Origin of the sequence: Bradyrhizobium sp. 157 (assembly GCF_023073815.1) — a bacterium.
GTDB lineage: Bacteria > Pseudomonadota > Alphaproteobacteria > Rhizobiales > Xanthobacteraceae > Bradyrhizobium.
In genome coordinates this window covers 1-15,799 of record NZ_JADPKF010000036.1, presented here as the reverse complement: position 1 = coordinate 15,799, position 15,799 = coordinate 1, and the positions used below count along the sequence as shown (strand labels likewise).

Here is a 15,799-nt window from a genome sequence, read left to right as displayed (position 1 = left end):
TCGGCAATCGCTACCTGCGCGCGCTGTTCGTGCAAGCCGCTTGGGTTGTGCTGGTCAAGATCAGGTGTTGGGAGCGCTATGGCCTCAACTCTTGGATCCGAGCCGCCAAGAAACGATTGCATCACAACGTGCTGGCGATTGCGCTCGCTAACAAACTCGCCCGAATTGCCTGGGCGGTCCTCAACAAGGGACGCGCCTTCGCGAGCGTCAAGACGGAGGAGACAGCGTCCCAACCTGCTTGACCCTCGCGCCGTGCGCGGGGCCGTCAAGGCGCAGCCTGGCAGCAGAGAGCAAGACGTCAGGACAGCACGACGGCCGGCCTTGACGACCCCTTGCGCGCGGCGCGTCTGCGCGCGCAGGCCGGGACGAAGGAACGACCGCCAGGCACAAACAAAGGAACAGCGCGAAGTGAGGAGCTATCGATGACGTAACAACACCCCTTACCCGCCGAGGTCTGCGAGAAGATGAGACGACGATGGAGAATCGGTCTTCCCGGCGCATGCGAACACTGGTGACCCAAATGGCCCGGTCGAGGCCTGTCCGCTAACCAGATCACATGCGCGCTGATATCCATGATGGCCCGGAGCACTGCGCTCCAAGCAGAGGCCGGATACATTGATGCAAGACCGCATCTACCGGATCGTCGAAATCTTCTTGCACCGCACGGCCGGACCATACATTGGGTCAAAATGCGACGTCGCTCGGACTTACAGCCACTTCTGCTTTGGTCCGGAAGGCTGACATCATCCGGCCCGCTCGGCATGTCCGTTGAGTGCCAAAAGCGAGCATAAGCGGCGTTACTCGATCACCTCGTCAACGAGCGTCGGGGCGACTAATCAACATTCAACGCATTCTGTTCTGAGACTCTGAACAAACGCGACGACGTCGCGTTGTTCGGCCTCAGGCACCTGGAATTTCGCCAGGGTCGCAGCGGCATGGCCGAGAAACACGTTCCAATCGCTATCGCTAATGCGCATGCCTCGATGCGCGAGTGCCATGTCCCTGCCCCGATAATACATCGCTCCGCCCGCGCTCGCGCAGAGGAAGTCGATGAGGAGCTGCTTTTCGCGCATGATGCCATCTTCACCGCGATGCGCCCAGAAGCGCCCAAGCTGCGGATCGCACCGGAGCCTCGGCAGAAGATCGTTCGCCACAGCTGCGATAGCCTCATATCCGCCAAGACGCTCGTAAAGGGTCTTCGTCCCATCACTCATTGTATCCTCCTCAAGTCCGTGGACCATCGGCATCTCTGGATATCGAATTTAGCAACCGTGAGTCAGCGGGCATCGCGATCCCTTAAGGCTCAATTGAGCAGGACGCGATCATCAATCCGTACTGTTCCCGGCGCAGCGACCACGGCGTATACCCCAGCGCAAGGGAACCGGCCGAGATCGCCGACTTGCTCTCTATTGTGGCGAACGAGTGTCCGAAGAACATCCGTATCCTGGGCTAGACCATCCTGAGCAAGCGTCGTCATCACACATCGCGGATCGAGTAGCGCCACATTGATCCGTGTTTCATCACCAAGCGCGAGCTTGTGACCGATCCAGCCGTTCTCGACCAATCCAGGTTGTTCCGTCTTCACGATCACGTTCATGCGAAACCTGCGCTGGTCGAAGCGGCTCTGGGGTCGAATCCCCTCTAGATGCGCGAGCGTCGACGTCGTCAGGACCGAGAGGGGAAACACGTCGAAGAAAGAACCGACAGGAACCGGTGAATCCATTCCAAGTTCGGCAAAAAGAGCCGCTCCAAGCTTCGCCGCGACAACCATGTCTCTGTTGCCCCCAGGGTCTGCGCCCTCTATGTCGGGGTGGTATTGGTCAATGGTGAAGTCATCCGGCGCTGCCCGCCCAAGCGTAACGTTGCGTTTGAAGTACGTTGACAGCACGCGGTCAACCTCACCGGAGTCGCTCCTTGCGGTCGTGCCGTCCGGCAACAGAATTTGCACTGGTGGCAAGTCGCCCCCCCGGCGCGGTTGCTCGACGAACACTGCTTTGCAGCCGAGCAGGTTGGGGAAGAGCCTAACACTCTTCGCGCTCACAACCTTGCCCGTGTCCTTGTCGATGAGCGCATAGGCTCGGTCTCCCAAGACTCCTCGCTCCGTCACCTCCACGCTGTGGAGTTGTTCGCCGGCCATGGACTTCACGGGAAACCTCCACAGAGCCACCACGGAGCCTACGTCTTCACTGATCGCCATGTGTTCCTCCTACGTGCTCCTGCAGTACCGGATCGCATCGACACGCTGTGCCCCTATGGGAGACGAGTCGAGGGAAATTGCGGTTGGCGTACCTTACGAATAAGGACAGTAAAGCAGTCCCTTTACACCGCCACGTCCGCAACGGGTCATCAGCGGACCTGACGGCTCAGCTGCGGGATGTCCGCTTTACCCCTGGTAACCGACGTCAAGGGCCGCAATTCAATGTCCGTTTGGTGCCAATAGCGTTGCCGAAAACAGCCCGCGCGCAAGCCGACGATCAGCACATGCGGTTGACTGATGACCACACACCAAAGCGAGGACCGAGGAAAGCAATGGCGTGATGACGATCCGACCATCACAACGCGACCAATGGGCGATCCGCCACATCAAGTGCGTCCCCGGTAACTACGTCATCAAGGGGGCGATCTGATGCCAGTGAGCCACCTGCTATCGCAAGAAGGGGCATCCGCGTCCGGCCCCAACGTATGACGGCGCCCGGCGCAACTCTGACGCGTCCGTAGCCACCGCACCGACACCACCAGCAAGACCGGCAAGCCGACCACGATGGACACTTCCGCGATCGGCAAGCAGAGCGAGAGTCTTAGAGACCAATCGCTGCGTTACCGCATGCGCGCCGCTGATGAGGCAGGCCGGTGTGTCCGCGGCCGCTTCGACGCCATGCCTAAGGTTTCGCCGCTCGACCAGCCCTGCGGCCCTTGATTGCGGTGGAAGTTCGGATCGGTATAGGGGTTGCCCGGCCCTTTGTTCTGGCAGTTGGCATTGGGATAGAAAAACGCGCAATAGCCGGGTTCGGAAATCACCGGCTGCGCGGTAACCGGGGTTACGATCGCGGTCGACAGGACAGCCATCACTCCAAGGCGCCTAGAGGTCGACATTGTGTGTTCTCCTCCGCTGTGGATTTGTCGGTATCCGGAGAATAACACCCGGGCGAGTGCGGTCTTCCTCAATCACTCGGCCGTGATGGCGTTTGCGGTGGCCACTCCCTGGAACTTGGGCAGTCCAAATGATCCGCCGACGGGCGCGATAAATTCGCAGCAATGATTGTGGCAGACTTACTGACGGGAAAACGTGTTAGCGGAGCGCATGTTTAGGGATCAAATTCTGCGTCCAGAGCTAAACGCTTTTGAATTTGAAGCCCCTGCGGCAGATTGCGGCACATCCGGCCTCACACCACGTTCCGTCCCGCGTCCAATTCCGGCTGAAGGATATCGGCTACGTGAAAGAAGTGCGGGGCGGTCTCGTTCTGACTGATGACGGCTTACGCCGCATTGCGATGGACAGAAGAACCTCATCGCCGCGGGCGCGTTGATGTCGGTCTCATTGATCATCTGGGCGCTTCAACATATCGGCCTTTCCCCTCGAAAGACCAGTGCACCTCATAAGCGTGTCATTCAGTCATTAGTGAGTCATTTCTTCAGTGACGCGACGGACTAGATTTGGCTGTCCGCTCCAATGTCGGCTTGGGGTCAAACTCAGAATTGGCGATGCGCGCGTTGAGCGGCCGTTAGACTCCGAACAACGGACATCGACCGACGCCAAATACATTGACCCATATAAAATGCGGGTTTATGCCGTGCATATTATATGTGCGAAATGGAGGGTGGCATGGCGGTTTTTGGATACGCGCGCGTAAGCACGGACGGCCAGTCGTTGGCCGCTCAGGTAGCAGAGCTAAAAGCGGCAGCATGCGAGAAGATTTTTCAAGAGAAAATTAGCGGAGCTCGGTCCGACCGCAAACAGCTAGCCAAGCTGATGGCGCTGCTCGCAAAGGACGACGTATTGGTCGTCACCCGGCTCGATAGGTTAGCACGATCTACACGCGATCTCCTGAATCTACTGGGGACGATCGGGAAAAAAAGAGCGGGTTTCAAATGCCTAAGAGATACTTGGGCTGACACCACGACGGCGCACGGCCGATTGATGCTGACCGTTTTGGGCGGTCTCGCCGAGTCGAGCGCGAACTAATCCGGACGCGGACCGGCGAGGGGCGTGAACGTGCGAAGGCGAGGGGGGTAATCCTTGGTCGGAAGCCGAAGCTGACCAGCCATCAGAAAAGGGAAGCGATTGCACGCCGGGAGGCGGGGGAGGTGCTTACGGACATCGCTCGGTCCTATAACGTCAGTCACTCAACGATCAGCCGGCTGAGCTAAGAATCAAGCAACGAGACAAGTTGAGCTGCGGGGTAGCTAGAATGCCACGGATCGGCGCCTGTACCTCGCGGAGTGAAGCCTAAGGCTGTGTGCCGTATGCTAACTGACAAGGGTCATCAAGCGCTTGATCAATGATTGCACCTGTCGAGCAGCTACATGCGGTGCCCGACTGCTCGGCTCCGCAAGACGCAGCCCTACGCGAAGCGCATCGCGTGACCGCGACGATGAGCGCGCGGTCACCGACAAATCCTGGCTATAGTTTTGAAATTAAGCGGCGAGAGTGGTTGCAGCGATTTTTTTCTTGAGCGTTTCGCAGACAGTGCGAACTTCGGAAGTCGTCAGCGAACACTCCTCGATCTGCAAGAAGTAGCGCTTGCCTTCGTCGCGATAGCTTGCCGCCAATTCCTTGATCTCGCTGACCATCGCATGAACGCCAGCAACCGTGGCCTCGCACTTCTTGGCAGCCTCTGTCAGTTCGGCACCGAGCGCTTCGATCTCTTTCACGGCCGCATCGTATTCGCGAACGACGGCTTCGGCGGACAGTTTGCCGACCTGATTGACGCCTTCCTTGTGCTCGACGTAATCGGGCATCGGGCCTTTCGGAAGGCCTTCTGAACGAGCTCTTGCTTCGGCCAACCTACTTTTAAATCGATGACTGTTCGCTGCTGGTGGCGCTGCGGTTCTCCACGATTCGCGATATTTCGGAGAAAGTGGGAAGGAAGTACGTCAATCTTCAATCGACGATTCAACGCGTCTCGCTGACGAGCGCTTGAACCTTTGGCAGTTTTTGCGAGACATACGCTCTCAACCACCTCCAGATCGGTATGGCCAATGAAACATAATTACCGGGCTTATATAATCGGTGGTAACGGAAGTGTCATCGGCCGTGTGGTAATCGCATGTGACGACGACGAAACTGCTAAGTCTCGCGTAGAGCAATTGGTCGACGGTCAGGCGCTGGAACTGTGGGACGGTGATCGAAAAATCGCAGCTTTCGAGGCTCGCCTTAAACGGCGCTGATACGGGTACTGCTTGATTTTAGTTCCTGCTGCTCAGGCAGTTTACCCGGATCGAACTTTGGCGACCACACGGTCGGCTCTGGGACAGGCGGCTGTTGCTCGCTGAGAATGAGTGTTCCTTCAAGGACTACACCGGGGAACTGCTCAGCGGTGCCAATATAACGAGCGATCTTGCCGTGGCAGGTCCCCTCAAGCGTCAGCTTGAGTCCACAGTCACTTCCGAAAACCGTGTGCCCCTCGGCATGCTTTTTCGTCGCTACAGTCGCGGTGAAGCGATATCCATCGATCGCGCAAGTGCCACTGTAAGTCATGATGCTATCGCGGCCCCAGATCTTCCCATCTGTGACATGAGCAATGCCGGTGCCTTGACCGAGTGGCGTCTTGAACCACGCCGCGTAAGTCCCGTCCTTGAGCATGAGCAATCGCCTCGATGCTAAGAGGCAGTTTCGCGTGAAGCGCCATCCGTCGGCTGGCTCGGGGCCTCAACGGCACATGCAAAAGCGCAACACCGTTTCGCAGCGAGGGTATCTGAAGCATTTAAGCTCGTACCGTCCCGCGAGAGGTTCGACTCCGATCAAAAACCGTTCGATCTTGCAGGTCGTGCACTCTTCAGCGGCCATGCCCAAGCCCCTCGTTCCGAAGTTGTTGGTCATCAGAAACTTGCCATCAGTCTGACCCCTGTAGGCTTAATCGAGACTTAACTTGTAGAGCCGTAGGAGTACGGGCCGCGCTCAACAATCTAGACGTGACGCTAAGGTGGCGGTGTGCCGACGTTGAGAAGCTGGGAAATAGCGGTGACCAGCTGCGCCGGCGCAAAGGGCTTTTGCAGCAGGATGCTGGTTAGCGCCGCTCTTGCATTTTGCCGCTGCTGTTGACGACGATGGACACTTCCTTGCCGTTTTTCGTCGCCTTGACGGACGTACCTTCGGCGGTGGATTTGATATCTCGAATTGCGAATAACTTGCGGCTTGAAGCTTGGCTATAAGCTCCTGCTCGGTCAGGGCGAGGGCAGGCGATAAGGCACCAAGCATCACAAGACAACAAAGGACCGCTTGAAAGACTGCTCGGGCCGACATGATCTGTGCTCCCTATGCTGGTGCAAACCACAAACGCCTATTCGAGACAGCGCTTTCGCGCTCAGCGCTACGTGGTGCCGCGCGGCCGGCGGTTTCGGGCATGTAGGCGATTATCCAGTGTTAGGTACCCAGTCTAAATCCTCGTCGCTCTTCTTCTCCGCGTCAGGAGAACACGGTTTGATCGTCAGTCCACTCACAAGCGTCGGCTTTCCGTTGGCATCGATCTCGACCAAGCCAGCCTGATCCGCCTTCTTGATGGCTTCCTCTTTGGTCGGGAACGCCCGGCTCACCTTGCTTTCGTCTTCATAGAGCGCGTAGGGCATCTCGTTTTCTCGGACGAAGTGACCTCATAACCCCACGCACGCCGGTCAGTTCCCCGTCGAGCTCGCGGCAGACCTGTTCAAGCGTTAGGTCCATGTTGGCTTGGATACGATCGCCGGATTCGCTCATGATGTGCCCTCCAGCCTGATCATTTCCTTCCCTCGAGCTTATACGACAGCCACCAACTGAGGCGGCGTTTACCGGATTTCCAGTTCTTTGATCGCGAGGGCCGAAATTTGTGCGGGGTCCTTGATACCGGTCTGCGCGACCTTGATGATCTTCGTCGCGATCATTTCCGTCAGGGGATCGTCGCGATCCTTGACCCAGAGGACCCGTAATGTGCGGTCGTAAGCTTCCATAATGCGGCTAACCTCTTTCGGCCCCATCGTGTGGGTTTGTAGATATAGAAAGATAGCCATTTCTCACCCTCCCAACCCCGTGCAGGTGACAAAGGACATCACTATCACGGGACTTCACGGCGGGAAATCGGTGTGGCAAGCCGTTATGCTGAGCGCGCGATGGATAGTTGCGATCAAGGGAAGACTGCGAAGCCGCCAGCAAAGCAGTAACGGCCGCCAGCGACGGCGAGTTGCCAAAGAAACGGCCCCAGCAGGGGGCTTTGGGGGTCAACCGCTGGGGCCGTTCTTGCTTGTGCCGGGCATGCTCTCCGCAAGCCGTCCCGGCACGCACCCATCAATCAAATCCGTTTTCGGCCCCTCTGTCCCAAATCCGACACACGGGGAAACCCGAACCGCTATGGCATTCTAAGTGCCTTGGGCGCCGGGGGAAGCGCACGTCCAACACGAAACGCGGGTCCGTTTGCCCGATCTGCCGAGCAGCCAAGGGGCGGTGAAAAGGTGGCCCCAGCTTGGGCCAGGGGCAGGCAAGGCTCGACTGGGGCCGTCCGAATGCGTGCCGCTACTTCCACGGACACGCGATTGCGCGAATGCGCACCGCCCGCGATCGTTCCCGGCGAGCCGGCGCATAATTCAACGCTCCCGTAGTCATACGGGGAGCGATGAAGCGAAACTGAAACAGAGCTGAGGTACGGGTATCATCAGGGCGACGATTTCAGTACGGCAGAATTATTTTAGTCGGTGTGCGGCAGAGCAATCTGCGGCCATTCCGTTTGTGGATAGCGACCGCTTCGCGCTGATCAAAGCTCCAGTCCGCGCCGGCCGCCCAGCGCGAGCTACCGGCAACGGAAGGAGGATGCCTGCCTTTGGGGGCTTTGGGGGCATAGAGGCCAGGCCGCCTCGTATGCAGTCCAGCACGCCTACGCCGATGCGGTCTACCCGTAAACGTTCATCACGAGCAGCGAGCGCTTCGCGCTGATCTAAAGCAAAGGAACGTTCGGCGAGGCGGCGCGTTTCGGGCCATGGACATCATGTACTGGATCGCTGGTTCTGCCGCCCTGGTCGTACTTGCCGCGGTCTCCTTCGCTCTCATCCGGTCAATGCGCTGAGTGTTCCGGCGGACGCTTCACGCCAAAGTCTAATCGAGACGCGCAGCGGCGGGCGTGGGTAGCGAGCGCTTCGCGCTGATCTCCCAGAGGGTAGCGGCTCCGGCGCCCGGGGATAGGGGGGCTTTGGGAACGCCGGAGCCGCCTATTGCTGCCGATCACCCGCGGGTCCTGTGGAAGGGCACCGCTCGGCAGACGCATTCCCAGTGAAGCCGCTACCGTCATTCGCGGCAAGCGAAAGTTATGTCGATGGTTGTGAGATGCGGGAGCGCGACCCCGGCGACTCGTATTTTTGCTGGGTGTGACCCCGGGGTCGTTTCAGGGCAACACACGTCGCCAGCAGGACTACGTCGATTTCCCCAGATCGTTCCGATACCCATGCGGCGGCGAGCGCCTGCTCACCGCTGGTGACCCAGGCCGATGCCGAGCTGGTGCGCCTTCGCCCTCAGTGCGGGGACCGACCTTTTCAACTGCTTGGAGATCTTGGCGATCGGTGTTCTGGCCTTCGAGTGCGCCTTCAGCGCCTTCACGTCATCGCGGGTGTATTCGCGCCGCATCGCCTTCTTGGCCTTCGCCATGGTTCCTCGCACCGATTGTTGGGGTGCCCCCAGCTCGACGGGCTGGTGTGAGCTGGGGGCGTCCGGATAGCGTGCCGTCTGAGCCGGCGACGCGAACGGCAAAGCCGCAAGCCGCGCAAACGTTCCGCAAATTTTTCTGCAAACAGGACTTGATGGCGACGCAAATGCCGCGAGCGCTTCGCGCTGATTTGAAAAGCAAGGCGGCCCAGGCCAGAGTGTCTGAAGCTGAGGCCAAGGCCGCCTTTCAGGCCGCTGCACCGCAGCCGGTACTAACGCGGAGCCCTGCGTAATGTTCACTTTGTAACACGGGGCCGGAACGAATCCCTCATTGCTGCGTAACTCCGCGGGCAGGGCACCGAGAGAAATGGACGTGGTCGGCAAGCAATACCTCAAAGCTCAAGCAGCGACCCTCCTCAAATTCGCGCAGGCGGTCTTAGACCCGCAAGTTGCCGCCGGCCTAGTTGAGAAGGCTGCCGACCTTCAATATCAGATGGATCAATCGCAGGAGCCGGACCCGACCGCCCGAGCACCGGATGTGGAACCGCGAGCGAGCCAATCCTAAACATGAGCGTCATTGCAAACCTCCTTGTTCGAAAGCAACAGCTGCGAGAGCGGCTGTAACAGGAGCCCGACGCTGACGAGCGCGAGAAAATCGAGCGTCTCCTGGTTCAGATTGACTTTGCATTGAACTGGCTGGAAGAGCCGGACGCTTACAAAGATTTTCGTGCGGCGAGCGCTTCGCGATGATCCTAGTGCTTGTCCGGCTCTTGGTCTGGTTTTTGGCCATGCATGTGCGCTGCCACCTGAGCGAAGTCGCGCATGTCAATCAGTTCGCCGCAGATGGGACAGTTTCCGAAATGCTCGATCTCCGGCCGGTTCGGATCGTCCATATCGGCGCCAGTGTAGCGCGGCAACTGCTGAGAGCTTTCGACGTCCGCCTGAAATCCCTCGGGAAGATCCGGCGCGGTGGACTCATCGGATTGATTGCAGACCGGGCATGGCGCTCCGGCAGCGCCACAGGTACAGGCGCGCGCGCCCAACCACGGCTGGTCCGGATGTCCCTCGCAGACCCAATGACAGTTGTCGCAGCGGGCACACCACTTCATTGCAGGTCCTCCCTCTGGCCACAGAAACCAGCGCGGGATGTCACTCATGATTGGCGCTTTTTCGGCTCCAATCCCAGCTCTCGACACTTCTGCCTAACCTCCTCAATATCGGCGCGATCGAGAACTTCCGCCGCTTCCTCAACTGAGAGGCCATCGTTGATTGCCGCCTTGAGCTCTTGGACTTCTGTCTCTGTCCATGCGCCCGGTGCCATCACAAATCCTCCCGCAGCCCCTTGAAGAACGGATGCCTAACCTTGCCCTCGGCTGACTTGGCACGGTACTCGATCTCGGCGAGCAGCTCGGGCTCCACCCAAATCCCTTTGTGAGCGATCCGCTTGGTGTAGGGCTGAGTCTTGCGGATCAGCGATGTCAGGCGCTTGCGGAGATCGGCGGCAGACGCCTTGTCGAAGCCATGGTCGACCTTGCCGGCATAGACCAGGTCCTTGCCCTTGCGGCGGCCGACATAAATTCCGTCCCACTTGTTGCCGTCGAGCGCGAAGCCGGCGATGGTCAGCGTCTCGCGCTGGGCGCAGGTTTTCTTGACCCAGTCATTGTGCCGGCCGGACGTATAGCGGCTATCGCGGACCTTGGAGACGACGCCCTCGAGCCCAACCTTGCAGGCGTGGGTGAACATCTCACGGCCGTCGATCTCAAAGCTTTCGCTGAATTGAATATCGGTGCCGCCAATTGTCTTTTTCAGTAGCGCCTTGCGCTCGATCAGAGGCAATTTTCGTAGGTCGTAGCCATTAAGGTACAGCAGATCGAACGCGACCATCACGATATTGTTGGATTTGCCTCTCAGGTCGTTCTGCAGCACTGAAAAGTCAGTAGTGCCGTCGGCTGATGGCACCACGATTTCCCCATCGATGATCGCCGATCCGGCAGGGATGTGCCAGGCATCGTCGGCGACCTTTCGAAAGCGCCTGGTCCAGTCGTTGCCGCGGCGGGTGAAGATTTTGACGGCTCCGTTGATCAGGTGCACTTGGACCCGATAGCCGTCGAACTTGATTTCGTGGATCCACCGCTGCCGTTCGGCACTCTTTCGATCGACCCGGCCAGCGCGGGTTCGATGAATCCGGGGAAGGGCGCCTCTACGCCGATCGCTTCCGGTTTCTTGCGCTGAAACGCCACGCCGAAACTCCACGCCACACCACTGATTCAAATTGGCACAGATCCAATCGTTCCGATCGGGAAAAACTGGAACCCCGGCGCATAATGACGCGTTGCCACGCGCAATAGGAGGTATTTCAGGATGGCTAAGGCAAAGAAGCAGTCGAGCCGTGGGCGCAAGCAGGACCGGCCCCGGGTCGCCGGCGGGCAGGATTACGAAGTGCGCTACACCGCGGAGAAGACCAAGAGGTCGGCAGGTGCGGTGAAGAAGGCGGTCAAGAAAGTCGGCAGCAGCCGCAAGCGCGTCGAGCGTCGGCTGGGGCGTTAGAAGCTGCATCGACGCGATAGTTGGCAGTGCGTGGCGATAGGCTGTCGTTCGCAAGTCGAGAGCGATGCAGGGAGGATTAGATAGTGACGCCTCGCGAACGTCGAGATATGCCCTGGCTTCTTGCCGGCCTTGCCGTTGTTGTCGCTATTGTCGTTGTGGGCACTGTCCTTCGTTGGTGACTAACGGTCTGCCTGAGCCACCTCATAAGGGCCTGAAAGCGGGAGCGCTTTTCTCGGCTTCTTCGGCCAGCTGTAGTCAGTCAGCGCGCGCGATCACACCTTACAAATGGGTGCATCCGGACGAGGAGCAGTGAGAGCGGATGGCGGGCTCGATCAGGGCTGTTTCGGCGGGATTCCAGATGCCCTCATTAGAGTAGCACCAAAGTCCGTCAATTTCAGCGTGAGAAAGTTCCGTCCACCGGTCTGCCGGCCATTTTCCATGATCGGTTGCATTGGCTTCAGTGTGTCATACCTGATAAGGCCGAGCCGCTCTAGGTGGTCTCGGTACATCACTTCGTTCTGAGGAAAGACCAAACCGTCGGTTGGGACCTCGCTCCTCTCGATCTTCGACCAAGTTAGTTCGCCCAGGATGTCGAACTTCATGACGATCTCAAAGCGTTTGGGTGTCGAGGCAATCGTGCGCAGGATGGCAGCCTCGTCAGTGGAAAGCTGCTTGATTATGAGAGGCAGAGCCGGATGTGCGTCGGCTACTCGATCCGAGTGCATCGAGCTGCTGAGCAATTCTGAAAACATCTGTTCTATCGAACCGCCTTCTCGTTCATAACGAACCCCCTCCAAAATTGGTCCCACGATTTCGGGAGCCGGCGAAATACGCTTTTCAGCAGGCACCCGATCTACCGCGGACTTCACGAACTTTCGAAGCGGTCTTGCGCAGCAGCAAGCAGCTGAATAGGAAACAGCGCGAGCCGAATCGACTTCACGAGATCTTCGGCCAGCTGCCCCGTCTGGCGCGCCGCTGGCTGAACTGCATCTTCATACGCAGCCTTGACCGGCAATTGCTTTGCAATTTCTTTCGCAAACTCTTCTTCGATGGCCAAGACGTCCTCGCGCTTATTCGTTGGCTGCGCACCCGATCAGCATCCAACCGCAACCGGAAGGCGAGGGCAAGATACACCGCAAACAAAAAGACCGCCCGAAGGCGGTCTCTGTTTTCTTGATCTGAGATCCGATCAGGCGGCGAGTGCTGCGACCTTGCGCCTGCGATACGTGATGTAGCCAATCCCAGCGAACCCGATCAACAGCATTGCCCATGTTGAGGGTTCGGGTACTGCCGTGACAGAATTGACGAAATAGCCATAGACGCCGCCACTGTCATCCAGGCCCGTCACTCTGACATATCCTCGGTGGTCGAAACCGGGAGGGTCCAAATCGACATAGACTCCGTTGCTACTGAAGAAGCCTCCGTACAAGCCGCCAAATCCAGCAAATGCGCTCTGATTGTTGATCAGTTCGGGATAGTATTCAGTACCTAAAGAGACGAACTGCCCGCTATGAAAAAAGAACCCGCTAAACCCAGCACCGGCTCCTTGGTCGAAAATTCCGACGACTTGGCCTAGATCGTTGATCGCGTATGGGATCGTCCACAGAGAACCAAAGCCAAAAAGCGAGTAACCACTGCCGTCGTAAAAGAAAGCCTTAGAAGTACCGACGCAATTGCAGGTGCCTTGGTCGAAAGTCCCGACGAATTGCCCTAAAGTATTCGAGCCCGTGAAGTGGACGTTGCGAATATTTGTGAGTCCTTCAAAATCGGGAGGGACTGGGAAGTTCGTGCTTTTTAACGCACTAGTGTAATACGCTGGGCCACCAACCGTGTAGCTGCCGTTCTGGTAGAAGAAAGTGTCAGCATAGCTTGGCAATTCAGATGCTAATAGACAGAACGCCACCAAAAACCATCGCATAAAATCAACTCCACTCAACAAAGCCCCATTCCACCTTCCCGCGGCGGTTGAGTCAATCGGAGTGGACGGAAGATAGAGGGTTGACTCTGCTGGAGAGGGCACGATGTCGGGCCAGCGCTTTTCTCAAACGCCACGCCTTCGAGATCGCCTGATCCGGCTGTTGATCTGCCGACATTCGCTGCGGTACGAGTGCTGGCGGCTTCGTCGGTAGTTGTAGAGCTTCTAGGGGCCCGCCGGTTCACGCTGACGGGCCTGCCTTTGTCGGTGACCGTACCGACGGTCCCCAACTGGCGGCCTATTCTGTACGGCCCCTGGCTAAAATGCCCCCAAGCCCCTAGCCGGGGGTAATCTCGAGTGCGGCGGCCCCGGTGCGTTGCGCATTGCCGGGGCCGCTTCATTCCACGAGCCGCATGGTCCGGCGCCGCTTCATGCGATCCAGAGCGTGGACAACCTCATCTCTATTAAGAACGGTTATCAGCCGGTGCACCGTATAGGTGGCGTCGCGCGGGCCAGGTGCAATGTATTCCCCAAGGATGCGCCTAGCATCCTCGATAGCCCGCAACACGGTGTCTTGATCCGGCTCGGTCATTGGTACGCGCCTTACTGAGCGCGGATTCAAATTCAGAAAATTGAACTTCGTTCCTACTGGTTTGTACCCAACCTACGTACCTCAAAAGATCCGATTGGACACCCTAAAGCGTAATACGAGGTGGTCTGCCATTTGCTATCAAGGGATGTGCCGAATCACGTTTGTTTCTCGGCACTGGAGCATATCCCTTACTTTCGGCCCCAGTCCGCCCCCACGCCCGCTGGGGCCGTATTTTAGTTGGCGGCGCTTGCAGTCTACAGCGACCCGAGCACCTGCCAGATGATCGGCAGCGCCAAAAAAGCGACTTGAGGTGATCGGGGTCGCCCGCGTCATGAATATGCTCGAACACTTGACGAAGGTCGCGCATATCGAAGCACTGCCCGCAGCCGGGCATTTTCTGTGATGATCAACTTCGGTCTTGGCGATGCCGTCAGCGGCCTTAGCCGGTTTCGTCATCCACGGCGCCTACGACCTCGTATTCAAACACGACGCCTTCAGGATCGTTCACCAGAAACCACTCATCGGCAAGGTCCGAGTTCGCAAACACCTTGAGATGGTCACGGTCGCCGACCTGCTTGCTGGTATCTACGTAAATCCAGACCGTTTTCATTGGTCTCTCTTTAGCTTCCGGCGCCCCCAATGATGCTTTTTCCCTGGCTCGGTAAACTCGCGGACGTGGCCGCGGTTCAACGCCCGCATGGTGCCGATCCTGGCCAGCATCGTTGGCCCACCGTTTTCGGCCACGAGGATTAGCGCCTCCATCGCGGCCTGCCATTCCGGCGCGGAGTGCTCTGCCTTCGGCAGCTTCATGACGTAGCTGGCCGCATCCCCTAAGGTGAGGAGGCGCCGGCCATTCGGAAGCGGAATCGGGTCTTCAAACGGTGTGGACCAGGGCAAGGAAACATCAAAAGGACAAGAGCAGCGGAATTTCTTGCTTAGGCGGTCCAAGTGCGATCTCCGCACTGCAGGCATTCAAACATTTGAATCACAACTCCGCTTTCAGATTCCACGATCGTCCGGACGAGAGTGAGCTTTCCTCCGCAGAAACGGCAGTCATAGTTTGATTGGTAGTGAACAGTGGCAATCTTCTCAGCTCGAAATAGCTCCATGACGGGCCCCACCCGCGAGTTAGGATACGGAGCATCGGTTTCGGAAGCTTACGGCGCCGTTGTCTTACGGGAGGGCGGCTCCGGCTCGGAGGTTGGGAGTGCGCGTTCCGGAGCCGTCCTCTTGCGCGCCTGCCCGAGCGCAGAATCTACACTATGGGGGAAAATAAGGGCCGGGCCGGCTACTTTGTCCGCAACTCTGGCGGGGTAATCCCTTGCACGTAAGCTTCGTGGAACTTGACACCGATCAAGTGTTCCATTCGCCATATAATCCTGCACCCGCACCTCAAGCGATCAGCAACGATCAGAAGGATAAATTGCGCCGGGATGCCGAGGGCGCTGGCCACCTCCAGCGCCGCCCCAGTATCGGACTGGTTACGAACGAGATACGCAGGCGCGTGCCGGCCAACTCAACGCTCGCTGTCTTCATATCTTAGGCTGACCACTTGTCTTCTTCGCGCCAGGCTTCGTCCTCGTTAAGACGCTCTACGATTTCGGCAGCGACGGTGGGACTCTCCGCATCTGCGATGGGAGTACCGTCCTGCTTCTTTATCTTCTGATCTTCGACATCCACGGGAAAATCTTGGGGCCTTAGTGGCTTCTTTGAGTTCGGCGTCATGTCCTTCCTCCCTGCGTCGCGCCACGCGATCATTGCTGTTGCCTAAGCTCCGCGCCAGGAAAGGTTCCTATTGCGCGAAAGAGCCGCTCCGCATTTGGCCGCAGCAAAAATTGGAACGAAAGCAGCGAATGAAAATTTCCGGAGCTTCCACAGCTATGGAGCTTCCACAGCTATAAGGAGATCGTCATGAAAGCATCAG

20 protein-coding genes and 3 pseudogenes are annotated in these 15,799 nt (G+C 58.2%); 5 read left to right on the top strand and 18 right to left on the bottom strand.

The window, feature by feature from the left end:
- A pseudogene (locus IVA95_RS08435) lies at window positions 1-242 on the top strand (IS110 family transposase); the annotation flags it as partial.
- 594 nt (window positions 243-836) lie between these two features.
- Here the strand turns inward: IVA95_RS08435 and IVA95_RS08430 are convergent.
- The 3 genes from IVA95_RS08430 to IVA95_RS08420 form a co-directional block, all read right to left on the bottom strand.
- The gene (locus IVA95_RS08430) at window positions 837-1,214 is read right to left on the bottom strand and encodes a group 1 truncated hemoglobin (protein WP_247510098.1); all 378 of its coding nucleotides are present in this window, start codon (window positions 1,212-1,214) and stop codon (window positions 837-839) included.
- Window positions 1,215-1,303: 89 nt separating this feature from the next.
- Window positions 1,304-2,197, bottom strand: a complete 894-nt coding sequence (locus IVA95_RS08425; RefSeq protein WP_247510097.1) for an MOSC N-terminal beta barrel domain-containing protein — start codon at window positions 2,195-2,197, stop codon at window positions 1,304-1,306.
- A 620-nt stretch (window positions 2,198-2,817) separates the two neighbouring features.
- Window positions 2,818-3,093 carry a hypothetical protein gene (locus IVA95_RS08420; protein WP_247510096.1) on the bottom strand — a complete coding sequence of 92 codons (276 nt, stop codon included), beginning with the start codon at window positions 3,091-3,093 and terminating at the stop codon, window positions 2,818-2,820.
- A gap of 730 nt (window positions 3,094-3,823) precedes the next feature.
- Here IVA95_RS08420 and IVA95_RS08415 point away from each other — a divergent pair.
- A complete protein-coding gene (locus tag IVA95_RS08415) occupies window positions 3,824-4,183 on the top strand; it encodes a recombinase family protein (RefSeq protein ID WP_247510095.1) in 360 nt (119 codons plus the stop codon).
- Window positions 4,135-4,368, top strand: coding sequence for a helix-turn-helix domain-containing protein (locus tag IVA95_RS38990; RefSeq protein WP_346657989.1), 234 nt, complete (start codon window positions 4,135-4,137; stop codon window positions 4,366-4,368). Before IVA95_RS08415 ends, IVA95_RS38990 begins: the two co-directional genes overlap by 49 nt.
- A 267-nt stretch (window positions 4,369-4,635) precedes the next feature.
- On the opposite strand, the gene IVA95_RS08405 is transcribed toward IVA95_RS38990, so the two are convergent.
- The 6 genes and pseudogenes from IVA95_RS08405 to IVA95_RS08380 all read right to left on the bottom strand — a co-directional run bounded on the left by IVA95_RS08405 (window position 4,636) and on the right by IVA95_RS08380 (window position 8,824).
- Entirely contained in the window at window positions 4,636-4,959 is a 324-nt protein-coding gene (locus tag IVA95_RS08405) for a hypothetical protein (protein ID WP_247510094.1), read from the bottom strand.
- 415 nt (window positions 4,960-5,374) lie between these two features.
- Complete coding sequence (locus IVA95_RS08400) at window positions 5,375-5,803, bottom strand: hypothetical protein (RefSeq protein WP_247510093.1); 429 nt, start codon at window positions 5,801-5,803, stop codon at window positions 5,375-5,377.
- 335 nt (window positions 5,804-6,138) lie between these two features.
- Window positions 6,139-6,225, bottom strand: a pseudogene (locus IVA95_RS08395) (response regulator); the annotation flags it as partial.
- A 348-nt stretch (window positions 6,226-6,573) separates the two neighbouring features.
- On the bottom strand, window positions 6,574-6,786 hold the full coding sequence (locus tag IVA95_RS08390; protein ID WP_247510092.1) for a hypothetical protein: 213 nt from the start codon (window positions 6,784-6,786) through the stop codon (window positions 6,574-6,576).
- Window positions 6,787-6,981: 195 nt separating this feature from the next.
- Window positions 6,982-7,203 (bottom strand): hypothetical protein, encoded by a 222-nt coding sequence (locus IVA95_RS08385; protein WP_247510091.1) that lies wholly within the window; start codon window positions 7,201-7,203, stop codon window positions 6,982-6,984.
- 1,441 nt (window positions 7,204-8,644) lie between these two features.
- On the bottom strand, window positions 8,645-8,824 hold the full coding sequence (locus IVA95_RS08380; protein WP_247510090.1) for a hypothetical protein: 180 nt from the start codon (window positions 8,822-8,824) through the stop codon (window positions 8,645-8,647).
- A gap of 364 nt (window positions 8,825-9,188) precedes the next feature.
- On the opposite strand from IVA95_RS08380, the gene IVA95_RS08375 reads away from it, so the two are divergent.
- A complete protein-coding gene (locus IVA95_RS08375) occupies window positions 9,189-9,386 on the top strand; it encodes a hypothetical protein (protein ID WP_247510089.1) in 198 nt (65 codons plus the stop codon).
- Between the two features lie 187 nt (window positions 9,387-9,573).
- Here IVA95_RS08375 and IVA95_RS08370 read toward each other — a convergent pair whose 3' ends face one another.
- The 3 genes and pseudogenes from IVA95_RS08370 to ligD all read right to left on the bottom strand — a co-directional run bounded on the left by IVA95_RS08370 (window position 9,574) and on the right by ligD (window position 11,061).
- The gene (locus IVA95_RS08370) at window positions 9,574-9,978 is read right to left on the bottom strand and encodes a hypothetical protein (RefSeq protein WP_247510088.1); all 405 of its coding nucleotides are present in this window, start codon (window positions 9,976-9,978) and stop codon (window positions 9,574-9,576) included.
- Window positions 9,975-10,142 (bottom strand): hypothetical protein, encoded by a 168-nt coding sequence (locus IVA95_RS08365; RefSeq protein ID WP_247510087.1) that lies wholly within the window; start codon window positions 10,140-10,142, stop codon window positions 9,975-9,977. Before IVA95_RS08365 ends, IVA95_RS08370 begins: the two co-directional genes overlap by 4 nt.
- Window positions 10,142-11,061, bottom strand: a pseudogene (ligD, locus tag IVA95_RS08360) (non-homologous end-joining DNA ligase). Before ligD ends, IVA95_RS08365 begins: the two are co-directional and overlap by 1 nt.
- 121 nt (window positions 11,062-11,182) lie before the next feature.
- Here ligD and IVA95_RS08355 point away from each other — a divergent pair.
- Window positions 11,183-11,368 (top strand): DUF3606 domain-containing protein, encoded by a 186-nt coding sequence (locus IVA95_RS08355; protein ID WP_247510086.1) that lies wholly within the window; start codon window positions 11,183-11,185, stop codon window positions 11,366-11,368.
- Between the two features lie 332 nt (window positions 11,369-11,700).
- Here the strand turns inward: IVA95_RS08355 and IVA95_RS08350 are convergent, their stop codons facing one another.
- The 6 genes from IVA95_RS08350 to IVA95_RS08325 all read right to left on the bottom strand — a co-directional run bounded on the left by IVA95_RS08350 (window position 11,701) and on the right by IVA95_RS08325 (window position 15,600).
- Window positions 11,701-12,237: a DUF4393 domain-containing protein gene (locus IVA95_RS08350; protein ID WP_247510085.1), complete on the bottom strand. Its 537-nt coding sequence runs from the start codon at window positions 12,235-12,237 to the stop codon at window positions 11,701-11,703.
- Window positions 12,234-12,425 (bottom strand): hypothetical protein, encoded by a 192-nt coding sequence (locus IVA95_RS08345; RefSeq protein ID WP_247510084.1) that lies wholly within the window; start codon window positions 12,423-12,425, stop codon window positions 12,234-12,236. The genes IVA95_RS08350 and IVA95_RS08345 overlap by 4 nt, the downstream gene beginning before the upstream one ends.
- A 132-nt stretch (window positions 12,426-12,557) precedes the next feature.
- Window positions 12,558-13,286 (bottom strand): PEPxxWA-CTERM sorting domain-containing protein, encoded by a 729-nt coding sequence (locus IVA95_RS08340; RefSeq protein WP_247510083.1) that lies wholly within the window; start codon window positions 13,284-13,286, stop codon window positions 12,558-12,560.
- A 1,028-nt stretch (window positions 13,287-14,314) separates the two neighbouring features.
- Complete coding sequence (locus IVA95_RS08335) at window positions 14,315-14,485, bottom strand: hypothetical protein (protein WP_247510082.1); 171 nt, start codon at window positions 14,483-14,485, stop codon at window positions 14,315-14,317.
- Window positions 14,482-14,772, bottom strand: coding sequence for a hypothetical protein (locus tag IVA95_RS08330; protein ID WP_247510099.1), 291 nt, complete (start codon window positions 14,770-14,772; stop codon window positions 14,482-14,484). Before IVA95_RS08330 ends, IVA95_RS08335 begins: the two co-directional genes overlap by 4 nt.
- 642 nt (window positions 14,773-15,414) lie before the next feature.
- Window positions 15,415-15,600 carry a hypothetical protein gene (locus IVA95_RS08325; protein ID WP_247510081.1) on the bottom strand — a complete coding sequence of 62 codons (186 nt, stop codon included), beginning with the start codon at window positions 15,598-15,600 and terminating at the stop codon, window positions 15,415-15,417.
- Window positions 15,601-15,799 lie beyond the last annotated feature (199 nt).

Excerpts from the sequence above, each read along its gene's own strand:
- IVA95_RS08325 (WP_247510081.1), bottom strand. The coding sequence starts at position 15,600 with ATGACGCCGAACTCAAAGAAGCCACTAAGGCCCCAAGATTTTCCCGTG.
- IVA95_RS08375 (WP_247510089.1), top strand. The coding sequence starts at position 9,189 with ATGGACGTGGTCGGCAAGCAATACCTCAAAGCTCAAGCAGCGACCCTC.
- IVA95_RS08335 (WP_247510082.1), bottom strand. The coding sequence starts at position 14,485 with ATGAAAACGGTCTGGATTTACGTAGATACCAGCAAGCAGGTCGGCGAC.
- IVA95_RS08415 (WP_247510095.1), top strand. The coding sequence starts at position 3,824 with ATGGCGGTTTTTGGATACGCGCGCGTAAGCACGGACGGCCAGTCGTTG.
- IVA95_RS08340 (WP_247510083.1), bottom strand. The coding sequence starts at position 13,286 with ATGCGATGGTTTTTGGTGGCGTTCTGTCTATTAGCATCTGAATTGCCA.
- IVA95_RS08355 (WP_247510086.1), top strand. The coding sequence starts at position 11,183 with ATGGCTAAGGCAAAGAAGCAGTCGAGCCGTGGGCGCAAGCAGGACCGG.
- IVA95_RS08385 (WP_247510091.1), bottom strand. The coding sequence starts at position 7,203 with ATGGCTATCTTTCTATATCTACAAACCCACACGATGGGGCCGAAAGAG.
- IVA95_RS08370 (WP_247510088.1), bottom strand. The coding sequence starts at position 9,978 with ATGAGTGACATCCCGCGCTGGTTTCTGTGGCCAGAGGGAGGACCTGCA.
- IVA95_RS08400 (WP_247510093.1), bottom strand. The coding sequence starts at position 5,803 with ATGCTCAAGGACGGGACTTACGCGGCGTGGTTCAAGACGCCACTCGGT.
- IVA95_RS08420 (WP_247510096.1), bottom strand. The coding sequence starts at position 3,093 with ATGTCGACCTCTAGGCGCCTTGGAGTGATGGCTGTCCTGTCGACCGCG.
- IVA95_RS08430 (WP_247510098.1), bottom strand. The coding sequence starts at position 1,214 with ATGAGTGATGGGACGAAGACCCTTTACGAGCGTCTTGGCGGATATGAG.
- IVA95_RS08425 (WP_247510097.1), bottom strand. The coding sequence starts at position 2,197 with ATGGCGATCAGTGAAGACGTAGGCTCCGTGGTGGCTCTGTGGAGGTTT.
- IVA95_RS08380 (WP_247510090.1), bottom strand. The coding sequence starts at position 8,824 with ATGGCGAAGGCCAAGAAGGCGATGCGGCGCGAATACACCCGCGATGAC.
- IVA95_RS08405 (WP_247510094.1), bottom strand. The coding sequence starts at position 4,959 with ATGCCCGATTACGTCGAGCACAAGGAAGGCGTCAATCAGGTCGGCAAA.
- IVA95_RS08365 (WP_247510087.1), bottom strand. The coding sequence starts at position 10,142 with ATGGCACCGGGCGCATGGACAGAGACAGAAGTCCAAGAGCTCAAGGCG.
- IVA95_RS08390 (WP_247510092.1), bottom strand. The coding sequence starts at position 6,786 with ATGCCCTACGCGCTCTATGAAGACGAAAGCAAGGTGAGCCGGGCGTTC.